The 17,425-nt window shown below is 59.0% G+C and carries 13 protein-coding genes; 2 read left to right on the top strand and 11 right to left on the bottom strand.

What is annotated here, in order from left to right; genetic code table 11:
• Positions 1-91: 91 nt before the first annotated feature.
• The 7 genes from DW178_RS04210 to coaD form a co-directional block, all read right to left on the bottom strand.
• Positions 92-1,240 carry an acyl-CoA dehydrogenase family protein gene (locus tag DW178_RS04210; RefSeq protein WP_118349829.1) on the bottom strand — a complete coding sequence of 383 codons (1,149 nt, stop codon included), beginning with the start codon at positions 1,238-1,240 and terminating at the stop codon, positions 92-94.
• Between the two features lie 109 nt (positions 1,241-1,349).
• Complete coding sequence (locus tag DW178_RS04205) at positions 1,350-2,153, bottom strand: MBL fold metallo-hydrolase (protein WP_118349828.1); 804 nt, start codon at positions 2,151-2,153, stop codon at positions 1,350-1,352.
• The gene (locus tag DW178_RS04200) at positions 2,153-3,046 is read right to left on the bottom strand and encodes an NUDIX hydrolase (RefSeq protein WP_118349827.1); all 894 of its coding nucleotides are present in this window, start codon (positions 3,044-3,046) and stop codon (positions 2,153-2,155) included. Before DW178_RS04200 ends, DW178_RS04205 begins: the two co-directional genes overlap by 1 nt.
• Before the next feature lie 2 nt (positions 3,047-3,048).
• The gene (locus DW178_RS04195) at positions 3,049-5,112 is read right to left on the bottom strand and encodes a heterodisulfide reductase-related iron-sulfur binding cluster (protein WP_118349826.1); all 2,064 of its coding nucleotides are present in this window, start codon (positions 5,110-5,112) and stop codon (positions 3,049-3,051) included.
• A gap of 54 nt (positions 5,113-5,166) precedes the next feature.
• On the bottom strand, positions 5,167-6,147 hold the full coding sequence (locus tag DW178_RS04190) for an electron transfer flavoprotein subunit alpha/FixB family protein (protein ID WP_118349825.1): 981 nt from the start codon (positions 6,145-6,147) through the stop codon (positions 5,167-5,169).
• 60 nt (positions 6,148-6,207) lie between these two features.
• Complete coding sequence (locus DW178_RS04185; RefSeq protein ID WP_118349824.1) at positions 6,208-6,966, bottom strand: electron transfer flavoprotein subunit beta/FixA family protein; 759 nt, start codon at positions 6,964-6,966, stop codon at positions 6,208-6,210.
• Positions 6,967-7,149: 183 nt separating this feature from the next.
• Positions 7,150-7,632, bottom strand: a complete 483-nt coding sequence (gene coaD, locus DW178_RS04180; protein WP_118349823.1) for a pantetheine-phosphate adenylyltransferase — start codon at positions 7,630-7,632, stop codon at positions 7,150-7,152.
• A gap of 274 nt (positions 7,633-7,906) precedes the next feature.
• Here coaD and DW178_RS04175 point away from each other — a divergent pair, with 274 nt between their 5' ends.
• Positions 7,907-8,689: a phage tail protein gene (locus DW178_RS04175; RefSeq protein ID WP_118349822.1), complete on the top strand. Its 783-nt coding sequence runs from the start codon at positions 7,907-7,909 to the stop codon at positions 8,687-8,689.
• A 182-nt stretch (positions 8,690-8,871) separates the two neighbouring features.
• Here the strand turns inward: DW178_RS04175 and DW178_RS04170 are convergent, their stop codons facing one another.
• Both DW178_RS04170 and DW178_RS04165 read right to left on the bottom strand, forming a co-directional pair.
• Positions 8,872-10,056, bottom strand: coding sequence for an acyl-CoA dehydrogenase family protein (locus tag DW178_RS04170; protein ID WP_118349821.1), 1,185 nt, complete (start codon positions 10,054-10,056; stop codon positions 8,872-8,874).
• Positions 10,057-10,223: 167 nt separating this feature from the next.
• Entirely contained in the window at positions 10,224-12,305 is a 2,082-nt protein-coding gene (locus DW178_RS04165; protein WP_118349820.1) for an oxidoreductase, read from the bottom strand.
• 425 nt (positions 12,306-12,730) lie between these two features.
• On the opposite strand from DW178_RS04165, the gene DW178_RS04160 reads away from it, so the two are divergent.
• Positions 12,731-13,384, top strand: a complete 654-nt coding sequence (locus DW178_RS04160; RefSeq protein WP_118349819.1) for a TetR/AcrR family transcriptional regulator C-terminal domain-containing protein — start codon at positions 12,731-12,733, stop codon at positions 13,382-13,384.
• 285 nt (positions 13,385-13,669) lie between these two features.
• On the opposite strand, the gene DW178_RS04155 is transcribed toward DW178_RS04160, so the two are convergent.
• The gene (locus tag DW178_RS04155; RefSeq protein WP_118349818.1) at positions 13,670-15,202 is read right to left on the bottom strand and encodes a 2-isopropylmalate synthase; all 1,533 of its coding nucleotides are present in this window, start codon (positions 15,200-15,202) and stop codon (positions 13,670-13,672) included.
• Positions 15,203-15,608: 406 nt separating this feature from the next.
• A complete protein-coding gene (gene serA / locus DW178_RS04150) occupies positions 15,609-17,192 on the bottom strand; it encodes a phosphoglycerate dehydrogenase (RefSeq protein WP_118349817.1) in 1,584 nt (527 codons plus the stop codon).
• Positions 17,193-17,425 lie beyond the last annotated feature (233 nt).

Here is a 17,425-nt window from a genome sequence, read left to right as displayed (position 1 = left end):
AGGACCGCACATGCGGTCCTTCTTTTGTATCGGCAACAAAAAATAGCGCCGGCAAAAACCGGCGCCTAAGCAACAATCTTATATCGAACGATTAACCCTGACGATATTCCGTATCCAGGTTCTTCGCGATGGTCATGCGCTGGATTTGATTAGTGCCCTCGAAGATCTGGAACACCTTCGCATCGCGCATGAGCTTCTCAACAGGGTAATCCTTGCTGAAGCCGTAGCCGCCGAACACCTGAACGGCGTTGGAGGTGACTTCCTGCATGGCATCGGTGACGAACGTCTTCACGATGGCGCCCTCGCCGCGGACCAAATCGCCCTGGTCCATCAAACGCATGCAGTTGTTCACCATAACGCGGGATGCCTCGGTTTTGATGGCCATATCGGCGAGCAGGGACTGCACCATCTGGAAATCGATGAGGCGCTTGCCGAACTGCTTGCGCTGCTGAGCGTAGACCACCGCCTCATCGAGCGCGCGCTGCATGATGCCGACGCCCAACGTGGAAATGAAGGCGCGAGAGAGGTTCAAGGCGTTCAGAGCGATGCTCATGCCCTCCCCAGGCTGGCCGATGACCGCACTTTTCGGAACGCGAACGTTGTCCATGATGACCTCGGTGGTGTCCGAAAGCCTGAAGCCCATCTTGTTCTCATGAGCGCCGGCGGACAAACCGGGCGTGTCTCGGTCTACCAAAAACGCCGTGATGCCATGACCGCGCGCCTCGGGGTCGGTCTTGGCGAATATGACATAGATGGATGCGATGGAGCCGTTCGTGATGAAGGTCTTGGTGCCGTTGAGCACGTACTCATCGCCATCAAGCACGGCAGTGGACTTCATGCCGGCAACATCGGATCCAGCATTGGCCTCGGTAAGGCAGAAGGCGGCGAAACCGTTGTCGATGGTCATATCGACGAAGTGCTGAGCCTGCTCGGACGTGCCCTTCAGGTGGATGTTGCGGAATGCGACGAAGTTCGTCACGAAGGTGTCGGCGTATGCGGCATCGACCTTTGCAAGCTCCTCGAACATCATGGCGCAGGTTTCGTAGTCAAGGCCAAGGCCGCCGAACTCCTCGGGGATCTCAACAAGATGCAGACCGAGGTCGAAGCCGTACTTCCAAAGCTCGTCAGGGGTCTTGCCCGCCTCATCCGCTGCGGCAACGTGCGGCTTGATCTGATTCTCGGCCACATCGTGAACGGCTTTGATGAGCTCTCTTTGCTCCTCCGTGTACAGTAGCGCCATGTGTCTTCTCCTTTCGTAACGCGTGCAGTTGAGATGTATGTGCGTATCGTCAGATGAAAAAGGGCTCGTGCCATCTGCGGGCGAACGAGCACGAGCCCTCCTCATCCTGTCAGTGTTCCTCAAGCAAACCTGTATCGTAGGCAAACCTCAGTTGTGCGTTGACGCTACGACGCGCGCCTTGCATAAGGCTGGAATCCACGTCGTTGTACAGGGTTTCCACCAGCACGTCGACGCGGGCGGGAATACCGGAACGCACCGCGGAAACAACCTGGCTCAAGCGCATCATGCGATGTGCACGCGCACGGATGATACGGTCTGCGGGGTCCTCGATATACGGACCATGCCCGGTTAAGAACAGCTCCACATCGTTTTCCTCAACGAAACGAGCAAGCGTGTCGAGGCTGTTCATATAGGCGGCCAAAACGCCATCCGGCCAGCAGATCATCGTCGAGCTTTGCCGGAAGATCGTGTCGCCCGTCAAAACGAACTTGCCCTGCGCGACGTAGATGCCGACCGAATCGCTCGAATGCCCTGGCAGCGAGACGACCTCCATGTCGACGCCGATGCCGTTGATGTTCAAAGGACCGGCCGGCAGCAGCCCGTCGGCTTGCGTCAATACCGGAGCCCCGCTTAAGATCGACAGGCTATGCGCGCCGCCGGCATGATCAGCATGGCCGTGCGTGGCGATGATGGCGGCGACCTTTTTCCCCGCTTTAGCTACATGATCGAGCACCTCCTGGAGGTGGTCGGCGTCATCGGGGCCTGGATCGACCACCACGCATGCCGGGGCATCAGGGGCGCCGACGATCCACGTGTTCGTGCCGATATACGTAAGCGGCGAAGGGTTGTTCGCAAGAATGCAGTATGCATACTCGCCGACCTGCCCGCCGGACCATCGATTCACTGCAGCCATCAGCCAATCACGCTCCTAAACACTAATGCGCCATCGGATTTACGAGCCGGGGACGGATACACGTGAATCGTGCTGTTCCGTTCGCATGCTTGCGTCACGTTCTCCGAAGCCGCCAAATCGCATAGGTTCGAAACGGTTGGCGGCATTATCAACAGGTTTCCGCTCCTGTGCTGATCCAAAAGCCACGAAGGGTCCGCCCAGCCCGTTTTCACCGCTTCGGTGGTACGCCCGTCCGCAACCTGGCTTTGCGGCATGCGCACTCGGAAGAAGAACGTGCTGTAACGACGTCGCTCGCTGGGCGGCGTGACCCAATGCGCGCACGCATGAAGCAGATCCGTCCAGAGCACGCCGCCGATATCCTCAAGCATTTGACCGAACGAAAGCGCGTGCTCCGAAAGCTGCTCCCTGGCTTGACGAAGCTCAGGGCTTTTCATGGGGTCTTCGAAATCGGCGCCATTCGCCTTCCGAGCGAGCAACACCCCCGTTTCCTCGAACACCTCGCGCGCTGCGGTGACAAGAGCCCTTTGCGCCGTTTGCTCATCGCATCCCATCAGCAAAGCCCATTCGGACACGCTTGGACCCTCCCACGGAACATCATGCGCATCATCGATCGGGTCGAAGCTGCCACCAGGGAACACGACCGCATCAGGAACGAACGCCATCGTGGATGCTCGCTGCTGCATGAACACCTGTAAGCCCGATGAAGCCGTGTTCTTATCGCGAAGCAGCATGACGGTCGAGGAGAGACGAGGCTTCGCTGCATCATCCTCGCCGGCATCGCGCCGTTCAAGATACGCGGCAACGCCATCAAGCAATTTGGGGGGAACGTCATACTCAAGGCAAGCGCCCGAGGATAGGATGTCGGTGATTCCGAGAATGCGAGGCTTATCCATGATCACTGCACCTGCGCTAACAGTTCCGCGATATCGTAAACCTTCGTCTCGCTATCGCAGGCGGCCATGCCATCGCCGAGCATGGTCAGACAGAAGGGGCACGACGTGGCAACCTCATCGCATGCGGTGTCAAGCGCCAGTTTTGCGCGCTCGTCGCCCATGCGCTTTCCGGAGGCATCTTCAAGCCACATGCGCCCGCCGCCTGCGCCGCAGCAGAAGCTCTTCTCATGTGAGCGCTCGAACTCGATGACCTGACCGCCCGCCGCGCTCACGACCGCGCGAGGAGCCTCGTATTCGTCCTGATAACGGCCAAGGTAGCAGGAATCGTGCACCGCCACCTTCTTTCCGTCTGACGCAGCGCATTGCAGCTTCCCCTCCCGAACAAGCTGGGCGAGAAGCTGGGAATGGTGGATGACCTCGAAATGCCCGCCAAGCTGAGGATAGTCGCGCGACAAGGACTGCATGCAGTGAGGGCATTGCACGATGATCTTCTTCACGCCATACGCCTGCAGCGTCGCGATGTTCTCCTGCGCAAGCATGTAGTACACGAATTCGTTACCAAGACGACGAGCCGAATCGCCGCAGCACTTCTCCTCGTTGCCAAGGATGGCGAAATCGACGCCGGCCTTCTTCAGCAGGCCCACAAGCGCAACCGACACCTTGCGGCTACGGGCATCGAAGGCACCGGAGCAGCCCGGCCAGTACAGATACTCGGCATCGGGATGTTCGGCCAACGTGGGGACGTCCAATCCCTCCGTCCACTTCGAACGCGTCTGCCATCCAAGACCCCACGGGTTGCCGTTGTTCTCAAGGTTGCGGAACGTGGCCTGGGCCTCGGAGGGAAACGCACTTTCCATGGACACCTGATACGTGCGCATCTTGACGATCTTCGGGGCATGCTCGACCAACGTCGGGCAAGCCGCCATGCACGCGCCGCAGGTTGTGCAATCCCATATCGCCTGGGTATTCACCGCATCGCCGACAAGCTTGCGGTCCATGGTGGATTGCTGCTGCTCATCGAACGCATAGGGCTCTCCGCTTTTCGCGATGTACACACCCATCTCATCCCGCAGCGCCCCATCGTGCTGGGCCCTCCACACGATCGGGCCGCGAATCTCAAGCTCGCTGCGTAAGGATTGCACCATGTTCTTCGGCGAAAGGTCCTTACCGGTGTTGAACGCAGGGCACACGTCCTCGCAACGGCCGCAGCGAATGCAGGCCTCGGCATCGAGCAAATCCTTCCAGGTGAAGTCCTCAAGCTGCCCAACGCCCATGGTGGTGAGATTCTCGTCCTCGACGTCGATATAGGGAAGCGTGCCCTTCGGCTCAAGGGAGCGGCACCACACATCGGCGGGCATGAGCAGCACGTGCACGAGCTTCGAGTACATCCAGTACGCGATAAGCGCGAAAGCCATGCCCATATGGCTCCACCAGATGATCTGATGGGCCAGGGAGATTTGCTCGGGGGTGAAGTTGACGAACAGCATGGAAACCATGCTGCCGATAGGCGACCATGCGCGCCACGGGTCGTCGGTGCCGACGATGCGAAGGCCCTCGACCACAAAACCACTCAAGCCGATGACGAGCAACAGCACAAGCACGATGATGTCGCCGGGCTTCGTATCGAGCTTCTTGTTCACGATGCGCCTGATGATGCAGGCAACCATGGCGATGCAGAATGCCAAGCCGGCAAGATCGACGGCAAGCGCCATGAAGTACAGGTAGAAATCGCCGTAGATGAGTTGAAAGCCTAGGTCGAACTGCGCCGCCGTGACAACCGTGGCGATGAGCATGATGATCATGCCGACGTACATACCCAGGTGCATAACGCCTGCACCGGGCTTCTTCAGGACGCGCAGTTGCAAGAGCGCGTCGGCGATCATGCCCTTCGCGCGAACCTTCCAATTGCTCGTTCGATCCACCGGCGCGCCAATGGACATGAGGCGCCAGCGCTTTACCAGGAAGTAGATGCAGAAACCGAGCGCAACCAGGAAGAGCACATACATTACCCAGGTAAGGGAATGATCGATGTTCCACATTACCTCACGCGTTGCGGTGTCTTCCATAATGCCTTCCTTGGTTGCAATCGATGAATCACATGCTGGCTCTTGCGCGCCCGCTTATGCTTGCAGCATGTCGCGAAGCTGCTGCGTCAGCAGCGGCACGGCCTCGAACAGATCGGCGACGATGCCGTAGTCGGCCTGAGCGAAGATCTCGGCCTCGGGGTCTTTGTTGATGGCGACGATGTATTTGGATGCGGAGATTCCCGCCATATGCTGGATGGAGCCGGAAATACCGCACGCGATGTAGAGCGACGGGGCAACGGTTTTGCCGGTCTGGCCCACCTGATACTGCGCATCGATCCAGCCTTCGTCGATCGCCGGACGGGATGCGCCGACGGCGGCGCCGAGAACATCGGCAAGTTCCTCGAGGATCTTGAAGCCCTCGGCCCCCTTCACACCGCGACCGCCGGAAACGACGATATCCGCTTCGGAAAGATCGACGCGTTCGGAGACGGAACGGATGACGTCGCAGAGCACGCGGGCGGCCGCTTCAGGGGTTGCGGCGAACGTGCTGACGCCGGCGGTACGGCCCTCTTGCGGCTTGGCGGCCTCGAAGGCCTTCGGCCGGATGGTGGCGATGGCGGTAGCGGCGCCGCTTGCAGGACGGACCTGCTCGATGACCTTGCCGGAATACGGTAGGCGCGTGAAGACGGGGGTGCCATCGAAGGCGACGTCGACGACATCGCCAACATACGCCGCGTTGAGCTTCTGGGCCAACGCAGGCGCAACGGAGCGTGCAAACGCGCCATCGGCGAACAAGACCACGCTCGGAGACTGCTCCTGCGCCAGCTGCGCAACTGCGCCGCTCACCTCGGCGGGACGGCCCGCTTCATCACCAGCCGTTTCGATGACGATAACGCTGTCGGCGCCGCAAGCGCCAAGCTTGTCGGCATTGTCCTTCGCGCCTTCGCCCCACACAAGCGCGCCGACCTGTTGGCTACAAGCATCGGCAAGCGTGCGTGCGGCGGTGATCATCTCATAGGCGACACCGCGAAGCTCACCGTTGCCTGCCTCTATGCAAACCCAAATACCGGACATGAGGACGACCTTCCTCTCGTTGATCGCTGATATGAACGAAAATCGATGAAAAGAGAAACGTTAGAGGACCTTGGCCTCGCTGCGAAGCAGACGGGCCGTTTCCGCAACCGCATCGGCGACGGTCTCGCCTTCAACGATGCGTCCACCGCTACGTGCACCCTTGAACTCACGGTCCGCAACCTCGATCACGGGCTGCGTCGAGACCTCGGCAGCTTTGCGCTCAATGGGCTTGCGACGCGCCTGCATGACGTCGCGCACGGAGGGATAACGGGGCTCGGCCAGACCCTGCTGCGCTCCGATGACAACGGGGAGCTGGTACTCGCACACCTCGAAGCCGTCGTCGACCTCGCAGGTGGCCTTTACGCCTGCTTCAGTTGCCTCAAGGCCTGTGACCATATTGGCGAAGGGAATGCCCAGGATTGCCGAGATTCGGCCCATGACCTGCGCGCTTGCGGTATCGCCGGACGTCCATCCGCCCATGATCGCATCGGCATCCATGTCCTTCAAGGATGCGGCAAGCACCTCGGCGCACTGTGCGGCATCGACGGCGCGCCAGTTCTCATCCTCCACGAGAACGGCTTTGTCGGCGCCCATGGCCAGCGCATGGCGGATAGCGGACGTGCAACCATCGTCGCCATAGCACAGGCAGGTGACTTCCCCGCCAAGCTGCTCTTTGAGCTGAACGGCCTTCTCGACGGCGAACTCGCCATAGGGGTCGATGATCTGGGTACGGCCTTCGGTCAACACGTTGCCATCTTCACCGAGCTCGATGAGAGCCTCCGTGTCCATGACCTGTTTGACGCAAACTACGATGTTCATTACACCCTCCTTGCATGGCTTATGTGGCTAGCACAAATGGCACGTACAATTCAAAACCATCATATCCAAGGTATTGACCGAGTAAAACGGATACATATTCCAGCTTGTGTAGTTAGCTTAGGAAAATACCCAAGTTTCTATCGGACATATCTATGGGTATCATCCATATCTCCTTACAAACCGTTATTCCTTGCCGAATTTGTTCCGAAGCGCGGCTTTGACGCAATCCGGAACAAGGCCATTCAGCGATCCGCCCATCGAGGCGATCTCGCGCACGATAGATGAGGATAGATACATGTATTGGGGAGGCGACATGATGAACGTGGTCTCAAGCTCCCGGTCAAGCTGGTAGTTCATCGCGGTCATCTGAAATTCGTATTCGAAATCGGTGATGGCCCGAAGCCCCTTGATCACCACCTCCGCATCCATGCGGCGTGCAAAATCAACGAGCAGTTCGTCAAATGGCTCCACGCGAACATTGGGGATATGGCAGACCGCTTGCTTCACAAGGGAAACGCGCTCATCAAGATCGAACAGCGGCTTCTTCTTGTCCGATGCGGCAACCGCAACGATAACCTCGTCCATGATGCGCGACGCACGCGTGATGACGTCCATATGCCCGCTTGTGATCGGGTCGAACGTGCCGGGCGTAAGTGCTCGTTTCACTATCGCGATCCCTCCGCTCTGGCTATTTCACATGAAATAAGAGAAGTTGCAGATCGATATCCGACGCAACTGGTGTCGGATCCCCTAAAATCCTATGAATATTATACGTTCTGACACTCTCTCAAAACATGCACATATATCGGCATCTGTCCCATATATTGTTGAGATAAGCGATAGATATACCCGATATATTGCAATCACGCAGATATCATTCGGGCAATCTTGTTACCATAGACCATATAACGTATGACCATTTCTACTGAAAGAGGCAGTGATGGCTGTCCAAGCTCATCAAATTCAGGAAATCGATTGCACGATCGATGCTTTAGATGACCAAACGGTCGCCGCGTTTCTCGACGACTCGGTGAAAGATGATCCCAAAGTGCTTTCCCGCATCGCCCCCATTGCAGCGCGCTGCTGCGAATCCTTGCACCCGCGCGGCGTGTACAAGGTCTTCAACCCGGCCATCTGCACCCTCCCGCCCGACTATACCGAGCCCGGGATCAAGCTTGTGGGGACCATGGCCGTGCTTCATGGCGAAGCGGTATACGAGCGCATGCGACGCGCGAACCACTGCGTCATGGTGGCGGTAAGCGTCGACACCACCGAGAATATCCAGGCGCTGCGCGTGCTTTTGGTTCACGACACGGACGATTTCGCTGCGTTCGAGGCATGCCTGCAGGCGATGGGAGGACGCGCGGAGGAGATCATCACCGATGCGATCAACGAAGAAGCCCATTCCCTGGGGCTGCATATCGACAACCTGCTGCAAGCTGGAGAAGGCGATTTCCCGCTTGACTCCAACACGCAGCTTTTGTTCTACACGCAAGCCGAACGGCGCCTGGGATTCGCATGCGAGGACGACGGCTCCCTTAATTCCGAGAATGCCACGCTTGGCGTCATCGGCATGTACGATGCCTCGCAACGCGGCCGGAAACGCGCCTGTACGCGCTGCCGCAACCGTGATTTCTGCAGCATCCGCGCTATCGGCATGAACTGCCACGGCCGTCGCGGCAAGTTTAAGAAATCCGAAACCGACGAGAGGAAAACCGCCTAAAGCAAACGCTTCGGCACACTGGTTGCAAAGCCTCCGGCGTTATACGTCGGAGGCTTTTTCATGTACTGAACAGGGGACAATCGCGTATAGCAAAAAGACCCCGGCGCTTTCGCACCAGGGTCTTTGTAGGTTGGCAAGCTGTTCAGCTTACGCAGCCGATAAGCAGGAGAGCTTACGCGGCTTTACAGGGTCCACAGATGATCGGGATCCTCGACGCCCTTTGCGTACTCCTTGAGGATACCACGGCCGGAGATGTGCACCATGATCTCGACGGTGCCGCCACCGATCTGGAAGCCACGGCAGTCGAGCATGAGGCGGGAGACGCGAGTCTCATCGGTGAAGCCAAGGCCGCCCATGAGTTGCAGAGCGCGGGAGCAGCAGTCGGTCAGGCCCGGAGCACCGTAGCGCTTCAGCATAGCGGCATCGTTGTTGACCGGAATGCCGTTGTCCAGCTTCCAGCAGGTACGATACAGGAAGTTACGGGTGTTGGTGAGCTCGATCTGCATCTCGACGATGTGCTCCTGCACCAGCTGGAAGGTCTTGATGCCCTTGCCGAACTGCTGACGATCGTTAACCCAAGCGCAAGCATCCTCCATAGCAGCCTGAGCCTCGCCGAGCAGCTCTGCCAGAAGCACGCAGCGCTCCCACTCGAAGTTCTTCATCAGCTGATAGAACCCCTTGCCCTTGATGCCGAGCAGCTGGTCCTCGTCAACGACGACGTCGTCGAAGTGGATCATGGAGAAGGGCATGATCTGCATGCCGATCTTGTTCAGCGGCTCGATGGTGACGCCCTTGGCATCGGAGGGAACCAGATACATGGACATGTTCTTGTTCTCGCGAGCCGGATCCTCGTCCTTGCACACGACGATGAAGCCGCCAGCGGTCTCACCAGAGGTAACCCAGGTCTTGGTGCCGTTGATGTGGATCTTGCCATCCTCGCCCTTGGTGGCGGTGGTGGTCATGCCCTGGTTGTCGGAGCCGGCGCCGGGCTCGGAGATGGCCAGGCAGTACGGCGGGTAGCCGTTCTCCTTGTAGTAATCGATAGCGTACTTGACCTGCTCGGGGTTGCCGAACTCGCACATGTCGAACATGATCAGCAGGTTGGGAGCCATGGGGATGTTGCCGCCGCAGTGGTTCAGCTCCTCGATGATCATCGCCATCGTCTGATGATCAACCGGCTTTCCACCGTACTCCTCGGGCAGGCCATACAGACCCCAGCCCTCGTCAACCCAGGACTTAGCGATCTCGGGGGCGATACCACGGTTCTTGTAACCGGCAGCGATTGCCTCCTCGGTGAGGTGCTTCTTGCCCCACTCACGAATGCCGCGCTTGATCTCAAGTTGTTCCGGGGTGTAGCTGTAATCCATTTTTCCTCCTTAAGGAAACTAACTGGGAACTACTTACCTACCTGTATTCAAAACACTCGCGTGTCTGAACCAAAAGTGATGAAGGGGGCGCCGCCGAAGCGTTTGCACGGGACGCCCCGTTGTTACATTTCGAGATGGTTGCGTATGCGCGCATCTCGGGAAGTGCTTTAGATGGACATGGCCACTTCGTAGCCGCCTTTGACAGCCTCGAGCGTACGGTGCACCTTGCCAGCAGGCGTGGTGGCGTCGCCGATGAGGTGGGTGTTGGGGATGACGGCCTTGATCTGGTCGTACAGATCGGTATTGGCCTCGACGCCCAAGGAAGTCAGAACGGTGTCGCACTCGAGCAGCTGGGTCTCGCCGGTCTCGACGTTTTGGACCTTCGCGCCCTTCTTGGTGACCTCGACCAGCTTGGTCAGCGGCATGAGCTTGACGCCCTTGGACTTGACCAGGTTGATGGTCGGGTTCTTGTCGATGATGCCGATGCCGTTGCCAAGCTTCTTGGCCTCCTCGATGACCGTGATCTCACGGTTCTCGCACATGGCCTCGGCAACCTCCAGGCCGGCGAAGCCGCCGCCGACGACCACGACGCGCTTGCCAACGATAGCGGTGGGGCCGGATGCCATGTTCAGGCCGAAGCGCATGAACTCGACGGTGCCGCCCTGAGCCTTGATGGCTGCAACGGCTGCTTTCCACAGCATGCCCTTGCCCTCAGGAACCTTGCCGGCGCACATGGCCTTGATGTCCTCGGACTTAACGACGTTCTTGCCGTTGATGCCGGGCACATCCAGAGCGATGATGCCGCCACCAGGGGAAACGATGACTTCGTCAGGATTGAGGGCCTTCACAGCCGCAGCATCGACCGGCGTGTTGAGCTTCAGCTCGATGTTGGGATGAAGTTTGATCTCCTCATTCCAGTACTTCACCAAAGGCTCGATCTTGGCGTTGAGGACCTGAGCCATATTCAGCAGGCCGCCGACGCGATCGGACTTGTCGATCAGCGTGACCTTGTGGCCGCGGATAGCCGCGACGCGGGCAGCCTCGCAACCGCCAGGGCCGGCGCCGATGACGACCACGTGCTTCTGCTTCTCGGCCGGATGCTGCTCGGGAGTGCCGACCTTGACGCCCTCCCACACATGTGCGTTGACGGAGCACTGGCACGGCTTGCCGATGAAGATGTTGTCCAGGCAGCGAGAGCACACGATGCAAGGACGAACCTGCTCGGGATGACCGGCGGCAACCTTCTTGGCGGTATCCGGGTCGGCGATGAACTGACGGCCCATGCCCACAGCGTCGCCGTAGCCCTCGTTCACAACCTTGTCGCACATGTCGAGCGTGTTGATGCGGGTGCCGGGGAAGACGGGCTTGTTGGTGACCGTCTTGACTTGCTTGGCCAGATCGATGAACTCGCCTTCGGGCACGATCTGATTTGCAACCGGGCGCGGAGCCTCATGGAAGCCGGCCTGGACAGACCATGCATCGACGCCGTGCTTCTCGATGATCGGCACAAGTTCGAGGGTATCCTCGATGCGGTTGCCGCCAGGCATGAGGTCGTTGGCGGAGATGCGGATGAGGATCGGCATGTCAGCGCCGCAGGTCTCATGGATCTTGTCGATGATCTCGGTCAGGAAGCGAGCGCGGTTCTCAGCAGATCCGCCGTACTCGTCGGTACGATGGTTGGAGTACTTCGACAGGAAGCGCATGACCATGTAGCCGATGCCTGCGTGGATCTCGATGATGTCGATGCCGGCATCCTTGCAGCGCTTGGCGGCTGCGCCGTACTGATCGACCACGATCGCGATCTCTTCCTTGGTGTACTCGCGCTCGGGCATACCGACGAACGGACCGCTCATGACGTCCTTGGAAGGAGCATAGGACAGCAGCGGATCGTCGCCCGTGGCGCGCCACTCATAGCAGAGCTGCAGCTGAGCGGCGACCTTGGAGCCATGAGCGTGGCACACATCGGCAACGCGCTTGAAACCGGGGATGAACTCGTCGTCCCAGATGCCGCAAGCACCGGTGGTGGTGTGATACTTCGGCGTGGTGTTGAAGCAGTCGCACACGTATGCGGAACCGATTTCAACAAGGCCGACACCGCCCTCAGCGCGCTTCTCGTAGAAGTCCACCAAGTCATCGGTGACATGGTAGTTGTCCACCTTCTCGATGGTCATCGGCAGCATAACGAAGCGGTTTTTCAGCTCCACGTTACCGATTTTGAGGGGCTCCAGAAGTTTCTGGTACTTTGCCACAGCACAGCTCCTTTCCGAATGATGCTTGTGAGTGTTGAAGGCGGGATGCTCTCGTCTGAGAAAGGCGTTATCTCAAGTTTGATTGCTTGGCGATAACGTTGTTACCCATTTCAACAAGTTTCGGCCATCGGCGTAGTTCCAAAGGCCTTCTCGTTACCTTCTGCTGCTATTCTACGAAGTGATATTTGCGAGTGCGATGGACAGAATCACGATATTGTGTGTTTTAGTATAGGTAACTCTCACATAGTCATAGGTTTTGATGACAAGTTTACCCAATAGTCTTGACCATACGCGCAATCCCGTACGTATACTCAGCACAGACGATTACTCATAATTTCAAATATGTCCTAGATTTCGCAAGCCAACGCCCCTACAATGACGGTATTGGATGCGTGGCCGGACAAACAAAGGAAGGAGTCGCCACAATGAACGCGCTTTCGACTATGCTGTTGATCGCGGACGCATTCGTGTCGCTATGCGACGAGATGCCGCTTCGCAAGGTATCTATCAGCGACATAGTTCAAAGAACGGGAAAGAACCGCAAAACGTTCTACTATCACTTCGAGAACAAAGATCGCCTGATCATCTGGATCTTCCGCTACGACATGGGACAAGTGCTCAAGAAGCATTTCTCGGAATCCGTGCTGCTCTACGAGAAGCCCAGCGATGATTCCATTTCCCATTTCCCTTACTACATCACCCAGAAATCAGGCGTGCGCTCGCTTGACCATGCGGAGTTCTTCTCATGCTTTGCCGAGGTTTTAGAGGCCCGTCGCCATTTTTATCGCGAAGCGCTCATCGATAACGGCCCTTACTCGCTGCGCAACTACCTGTACAACCTGTACGTGAACGCCATCAAGCGAGACATCGATATCATCTTGTCGAATCGCTATCTGCCGCAGGATAACATTGATTTTCTGGCCGAGTTCTATACGTGCGCATTCCTGTACTACTTCATCCGCCGATGCGATCAGACCAACGTCGAGCATCTTGCCGCCAACGCCGGTCCGTTCGCCAACATCATCCACAACTCGCTTGAGATGGAGATCAAAGAGGCGCAGCTGCGCAGAAACCTGTAAATGCGACAGCGTGTCATCGCGAAAAGGCGTTGCTTGAGGGCAACGCCTTTTCTTTTGCCCCAAGTTGCACCGGGATGTCGATTCGAGGCGTCCAATGCGGCATATGGATTACAGGATGGGGCACGCATCCGACCCCAAAGGCTCGATGCGCATCGATGTCATAGCCGGCATGTCCGACCCAAGTGCGTTGCAGGTCCCATATCCGACTACCCTGCCGTGCAACGCAAAACAGGGCGCCCGCTTGCGCAGACACCCTGCCTATGAACGTTTCACCCGTTCGCAGATTTACTTGCGGTGCTCAGCCTTATCGTTGAGCAGACGGTTCAACGCGTTCAGGTAAGCCTTGGTAGACGAGACGATGATATCGCCATCGGCGCCACGGCCCGTGTAAATCTCCCCGTCAGGGGCGGTAACGCGGATGGTGACCTCGCCAAGAGCGTCGATGCCGCGCGTGACGGACTGCACCGAGAACTCCGTGAGGTCGTTGTCAACCTGCACGATCTTGTTCACAGCCTTGTACACGGCGTCGACGGGACCGGTGCCGTAGTCGCACGCGGTGACCACCTGATCGGCCGCGTTGCGGAGCGTAACGGTAGCCGTGGGAGTAAGCGGGAAGCCGCAGGAGATCTGCACGGATTCGAGCGTGTACAGAGCCGCCTCGTTGCGATGGCTCTCATGCATAAGCGACTCGAGGTCCTCGTCGTAGACTTCCTTCTTCTTGTCAGCAAGATCGAGGAAGGCGTTGTACATCTTATCAAGCTGCTCGGGGTCAAGCTCATAGCCGAGCTCCTCAAGACGATGCTTCAGCGCCGCATGGCCGCTGCGTGCGGTGAGCACGATCTGCGACTGGCCTGCGCCGACCTCTGCCGGGTCGATGATCTCGTAGGTATCGCGCTTCTTCAGCACACCATCCTGATGGATGCCGGAGGAATGCGCAAACGCGTTGGCGCCGACGATAGCCTTGTTCACCTGCACGTTGATGCCGGTGATGGACGAAACCAGGCGGGAAGCCTTAAGGAACTCGCGGGTGTTGATGTCGGTGTGGGCATCAAGCTCCTGACCGTGCATCTTGATGCCCATGACCACTTCCTCCATGGCCGTGTTGCCCGCGCGCTCACCCAGGCCGTTGATGGTGCACTCGATCTGGGTTGCGCCGTTTTCAACACCCGCCAGCGACAGGGCCGTGGCCATGCCCAGGTCGTTGTGGCAATGCACCGACACGGTGACGTTCTCGATGCCGCGAACGTTCTCCATGAGGTACCTGATACGACGGCCGAACTCGTCGGGCAGGCTGTAGCCGGTGGTATCGGGGATGTTCACGACGGTTGCGCCGGCGTCGACAACGGCTTGGATTACCTTCGCCAGGAACGCATAGTCGGCGCGACCGGCATCCTCAGCATAGAATTGGACGTCCTCGACATAGCTTTTCGCATGCTTGACGGCGGCCACCGCACGCTCGATGCACTGGTCCTCGGTGATGCGGAGCTTGTCATGGATATGGCTGGGGCTGACGCCGATGCCCGTATGGATACGCGGACGTTTGGCGTACTTCAACGCCTCCGCGGCGCGGTCGATGTCCTTGGCCACGGCACGGGTCAGGCCGACGACGGTGGCGTCATCGCCAGCCAGCTCGGCGATGCGGCGGACGCTCTCGAAGTCGCCGGGGCTGGAGATAGGGAAACCCGCTTCGATGACATCGACGTTCAAACGTAGCAGCTGACGCGCCACAACAAGCTTTTCCTCGGTGTTCATGGAAGCGCCCGGCGATTGCTCGCCGTCGCGCAGCGTTGTGTCGAAAATTGCGATCTTGCGCGTCATTTCCGTTCCTTTCAGCTCTGTTAACAAAAACGCAACTCATTCTAATACACCTAGCGCAACGGTCGAGTTAAAACTCCGTTCAACAAGTTACCCACATGTTAAAACTTGACCGAATCGAGCATTCGGTAACGCTTTTGCGGCATCGGGCGCTAGCGCGGGATGCAATGCAGGGGAATTTGCATGTCGAAACGCGAAGGAGTATTGGGCTAACAAGACGCGGAAAAGCATCCGGAGCACACCCTCGTATCGCAGGGCGCGATCATTGGATGAAACGCAAGCAACCCTTTTGCCGCCGGAATGCGAAGATCCCTGGTTGAGGAGACCCGAGCAAGCTTTGGCCCCCCAAACGCAAAAACGCCCGCCGTGATCTCACGCGGCGGGCGCATAGCGATATACGGTTGTTGGGCTACAGCTTCACGTACCAGAGGTTCTTCAGGTCCTCGAGGTTCTCGCGCAGCTTAGCCAGCACGCTGTCATCGAGTTCACCTTCGATGTTCATGTAGACGATGGCCTGGCCGGCTTCGGGATCGTTGACGATCTGCATGGTGGTGATGTTGATGCCGGCGTCGCCGAGGATGGAGCCGATGGTGCCCACGCGGCCGGGGCGGTCCTCATACTGGAAGATGAGCGCCTGCGGACCAGGGGCGATATCGACCTTGTAGCCCAGCAGCGAGATGAGGCGCACGTGCTGGTCCTCGCCGGAAAGCGTGCAGCCGATCTCGCGGCCGTCGGCGACCACCGTCACCGAAGAGGAGTACGCGCCCGCGGACGCGTGCGCGCCGGTATCCACGCGGATACCGTGACGACGGGCCACGGCCTCGGCGTTGACGGGCGTGACGACCGTCGCCAGGTTCTTGTAGGAAAGCAGGCCCTGGAGCGTGCCCGCCATAAGAATGGTGGCATCGGCGGGAGCGGCCTTGCCCGAAGCGGTGAGCGACAAGCGCTTGGGCACTTCCCCGCCCAGCTGGGCGAGCATGCTGCCCATCATCTGGCAAGCGGGCACGTACGGGCCCACGGCGTCCATGACCTCGGGCGGCACGGGCGCCATGTTGAGCGCGGTGGGAACGACGCTGCCCTCGAGGCCGGCGGCGATGTAATCGGCGATCTGCACACCCGCGCGCCTTTGCGCCTCGTAGGTGTAAGCGCCCAGATGGGGCGTGAGGATGGCGTTGGGGAACTCGTGCAGCGGGCTTTGCGTGCAGGGCTCGTCCTCGAACACGTCGATGCCAGCGGCGCCGATCTTGCCGGCCGCAAGGAAGTCAGCCAGGGAGTCGATGTTGTAGATGCCGCCGCGCGCCACGTTGACCAAGATGACGCCGTCTTTCATTGCGGCGTACTGATCGGGGCCGAACATGCCGATGGTCTCGTCGGTCTTCGGCAGATGCACCGTGATGAAATCAGCCAGGGGAAGAAGCTCATCCATGTTGTCGTAAAGCGCCACGCCCAGCTGCTCGGCGCGCTCGGGGCTGCAGTAGGGATCGTAGCCCACCAGATGCATGCCGAAGGCGCGGGCGCGCTCGGCCACCAGACCGCCGATGCGGCCCAGGCCGAAGATGGCAAGCGTCTTCTCATACAGCTCGCTGCCACAGAACTTGCCGCGGGACCACTCCCCCGCATGCATGCTTGCATTGGCCTGGGCGGTGTTGCGCGCGCAGGCCAGCATGAGGCACATGGTCTGCTCAGCGGCGGAGACGATATTGGAAGTGGGGGCGTTGCACACGATGATACCGGCTTCGGTCGCAGCCTCGACGTCGACGTTGTCCACGCCCACGCCGGCACGGCCGATGATGCGCAGCTTCGAAGCCGCGGCGATGACCTCGCGCGTGACATGCGTGGCGGAGCGCACCACGAGCGCGTCATATTCGGGGATGGCCTCGATAAGCTCATCCGTGGACATCTTCAGCTTGACATCGACCTGCAAGCCCTTTTCCGCAAGGCGGTCCAAACCGGCCTGCGCCAGCTTCTCGGTAACCAGGACCTTCTTCGTCATGCGCTATAACCACCCTTCGTGTTGTGTTCGCATATGCCTTCATACTACACAACGCGCGTCGGCGCGGCGCACCCGAGCTTCAAATATCCGGAGAAAGGCCGATAGTCGCGAACGAGTGCGCGAAAACGTGACGTGTCGGCGAAGCGCGCGAGGGGTGCCCGGGACAGCCAACCGCGGCATGCGCAAGGCGTTTCGAAACCGCAGCGGCGAACGAACGCGAACGCCGCCCGCCC

The sequence above is a fragment of the Eggerthella sp. AM16-19 genome (assembly GCF_003474385.1).
GTDB lineage: Bacteria > Actinomycetota > Coriobacteriia > Coriobacteriales > Eggerthellaceae > Senegalimassilia.
This window is presented reverse-complemented; position numbering and strand designations above follow the sequence as displayed.

Bases quoted from the DNA above. Each gene is read 5' to 3' on its own strand.
- DW178_RS04170 (WP_118349821.1), bottom strand. From the start codon at position 10,056: ATGGATTACAGCTACACCCCGGAACAACTTGAGATCAAGCGCGGCATT.
- serA (WP_118349817.1), bottom strand. From the start codon at position 17,192: ATGACGAAGAAGGTCCTGGTTACCGAGAAGCTGGCGCAGGCCGGTTTG.
- DW178_RS04190 (WP_118349825.1), bottom strand. From the start codon at position 6,147: ATGTCCGGTATTTGGGTTTGCATAGAGGCAGGCAACGGTGAGCTTCGC.
- DW178_RS04160 (WP_118349819.1), top strand. From the start codon at position 12,731: ATGAACGCGCTTTCGACTATGCTGTTGATCGCGGACGCATTCGTGTCG.
- DW178_RS04185 (WP_118349824.1), bottom strand. From the start codon at position 6,966: ATGAACATCGTAGTTTGCGTCAAACAGGTCATGGACACGGAGGCTCTC.
- DW178_RS04205 (WP_118349828.1), bottom strand. From the start codon at position 2,153: ATGGCTGCAGTGAATCGATGGTCCGGCGGGCAGGTCGGCGAGTATGCA.
- DW178_RS04210 (WP_118349829.1), bottom strand. From the start codon at position 1,240: ATGGCGCTACTGTACACGGAGGAGCAAAGAGAGCTCATCAAAGCCGTT.
- DW178_RS04200 (WP_118349827.1), bottom strand. From the start codon at position 3,046: ATGGATAAGCCTCGCATTCTCGGAATCACCGACATCCTATCCTCGGGC.
- DW178_RS04195 (WP_118349826.1), bottom strand. From the start codon at position 5,112: ATGGAAGACACCGCAACGCGTGAGGTAATGTGGAACATCGATCATTCC.
- DW178_RS04155 (WP_118349818.1), bottom strand. From the start codon at position 15,202: ATGACGCGCAAGATCGCAATTTTCGACACAACGCTGCGCGACGGCGAG.
- DW178_RS04175 (WP_118349822.1), top strand. From the start codon at position 7,907: ATGGCTGTCCAAGCTCATCAAATTCAGGAAATCGATTGCACGATCGAT.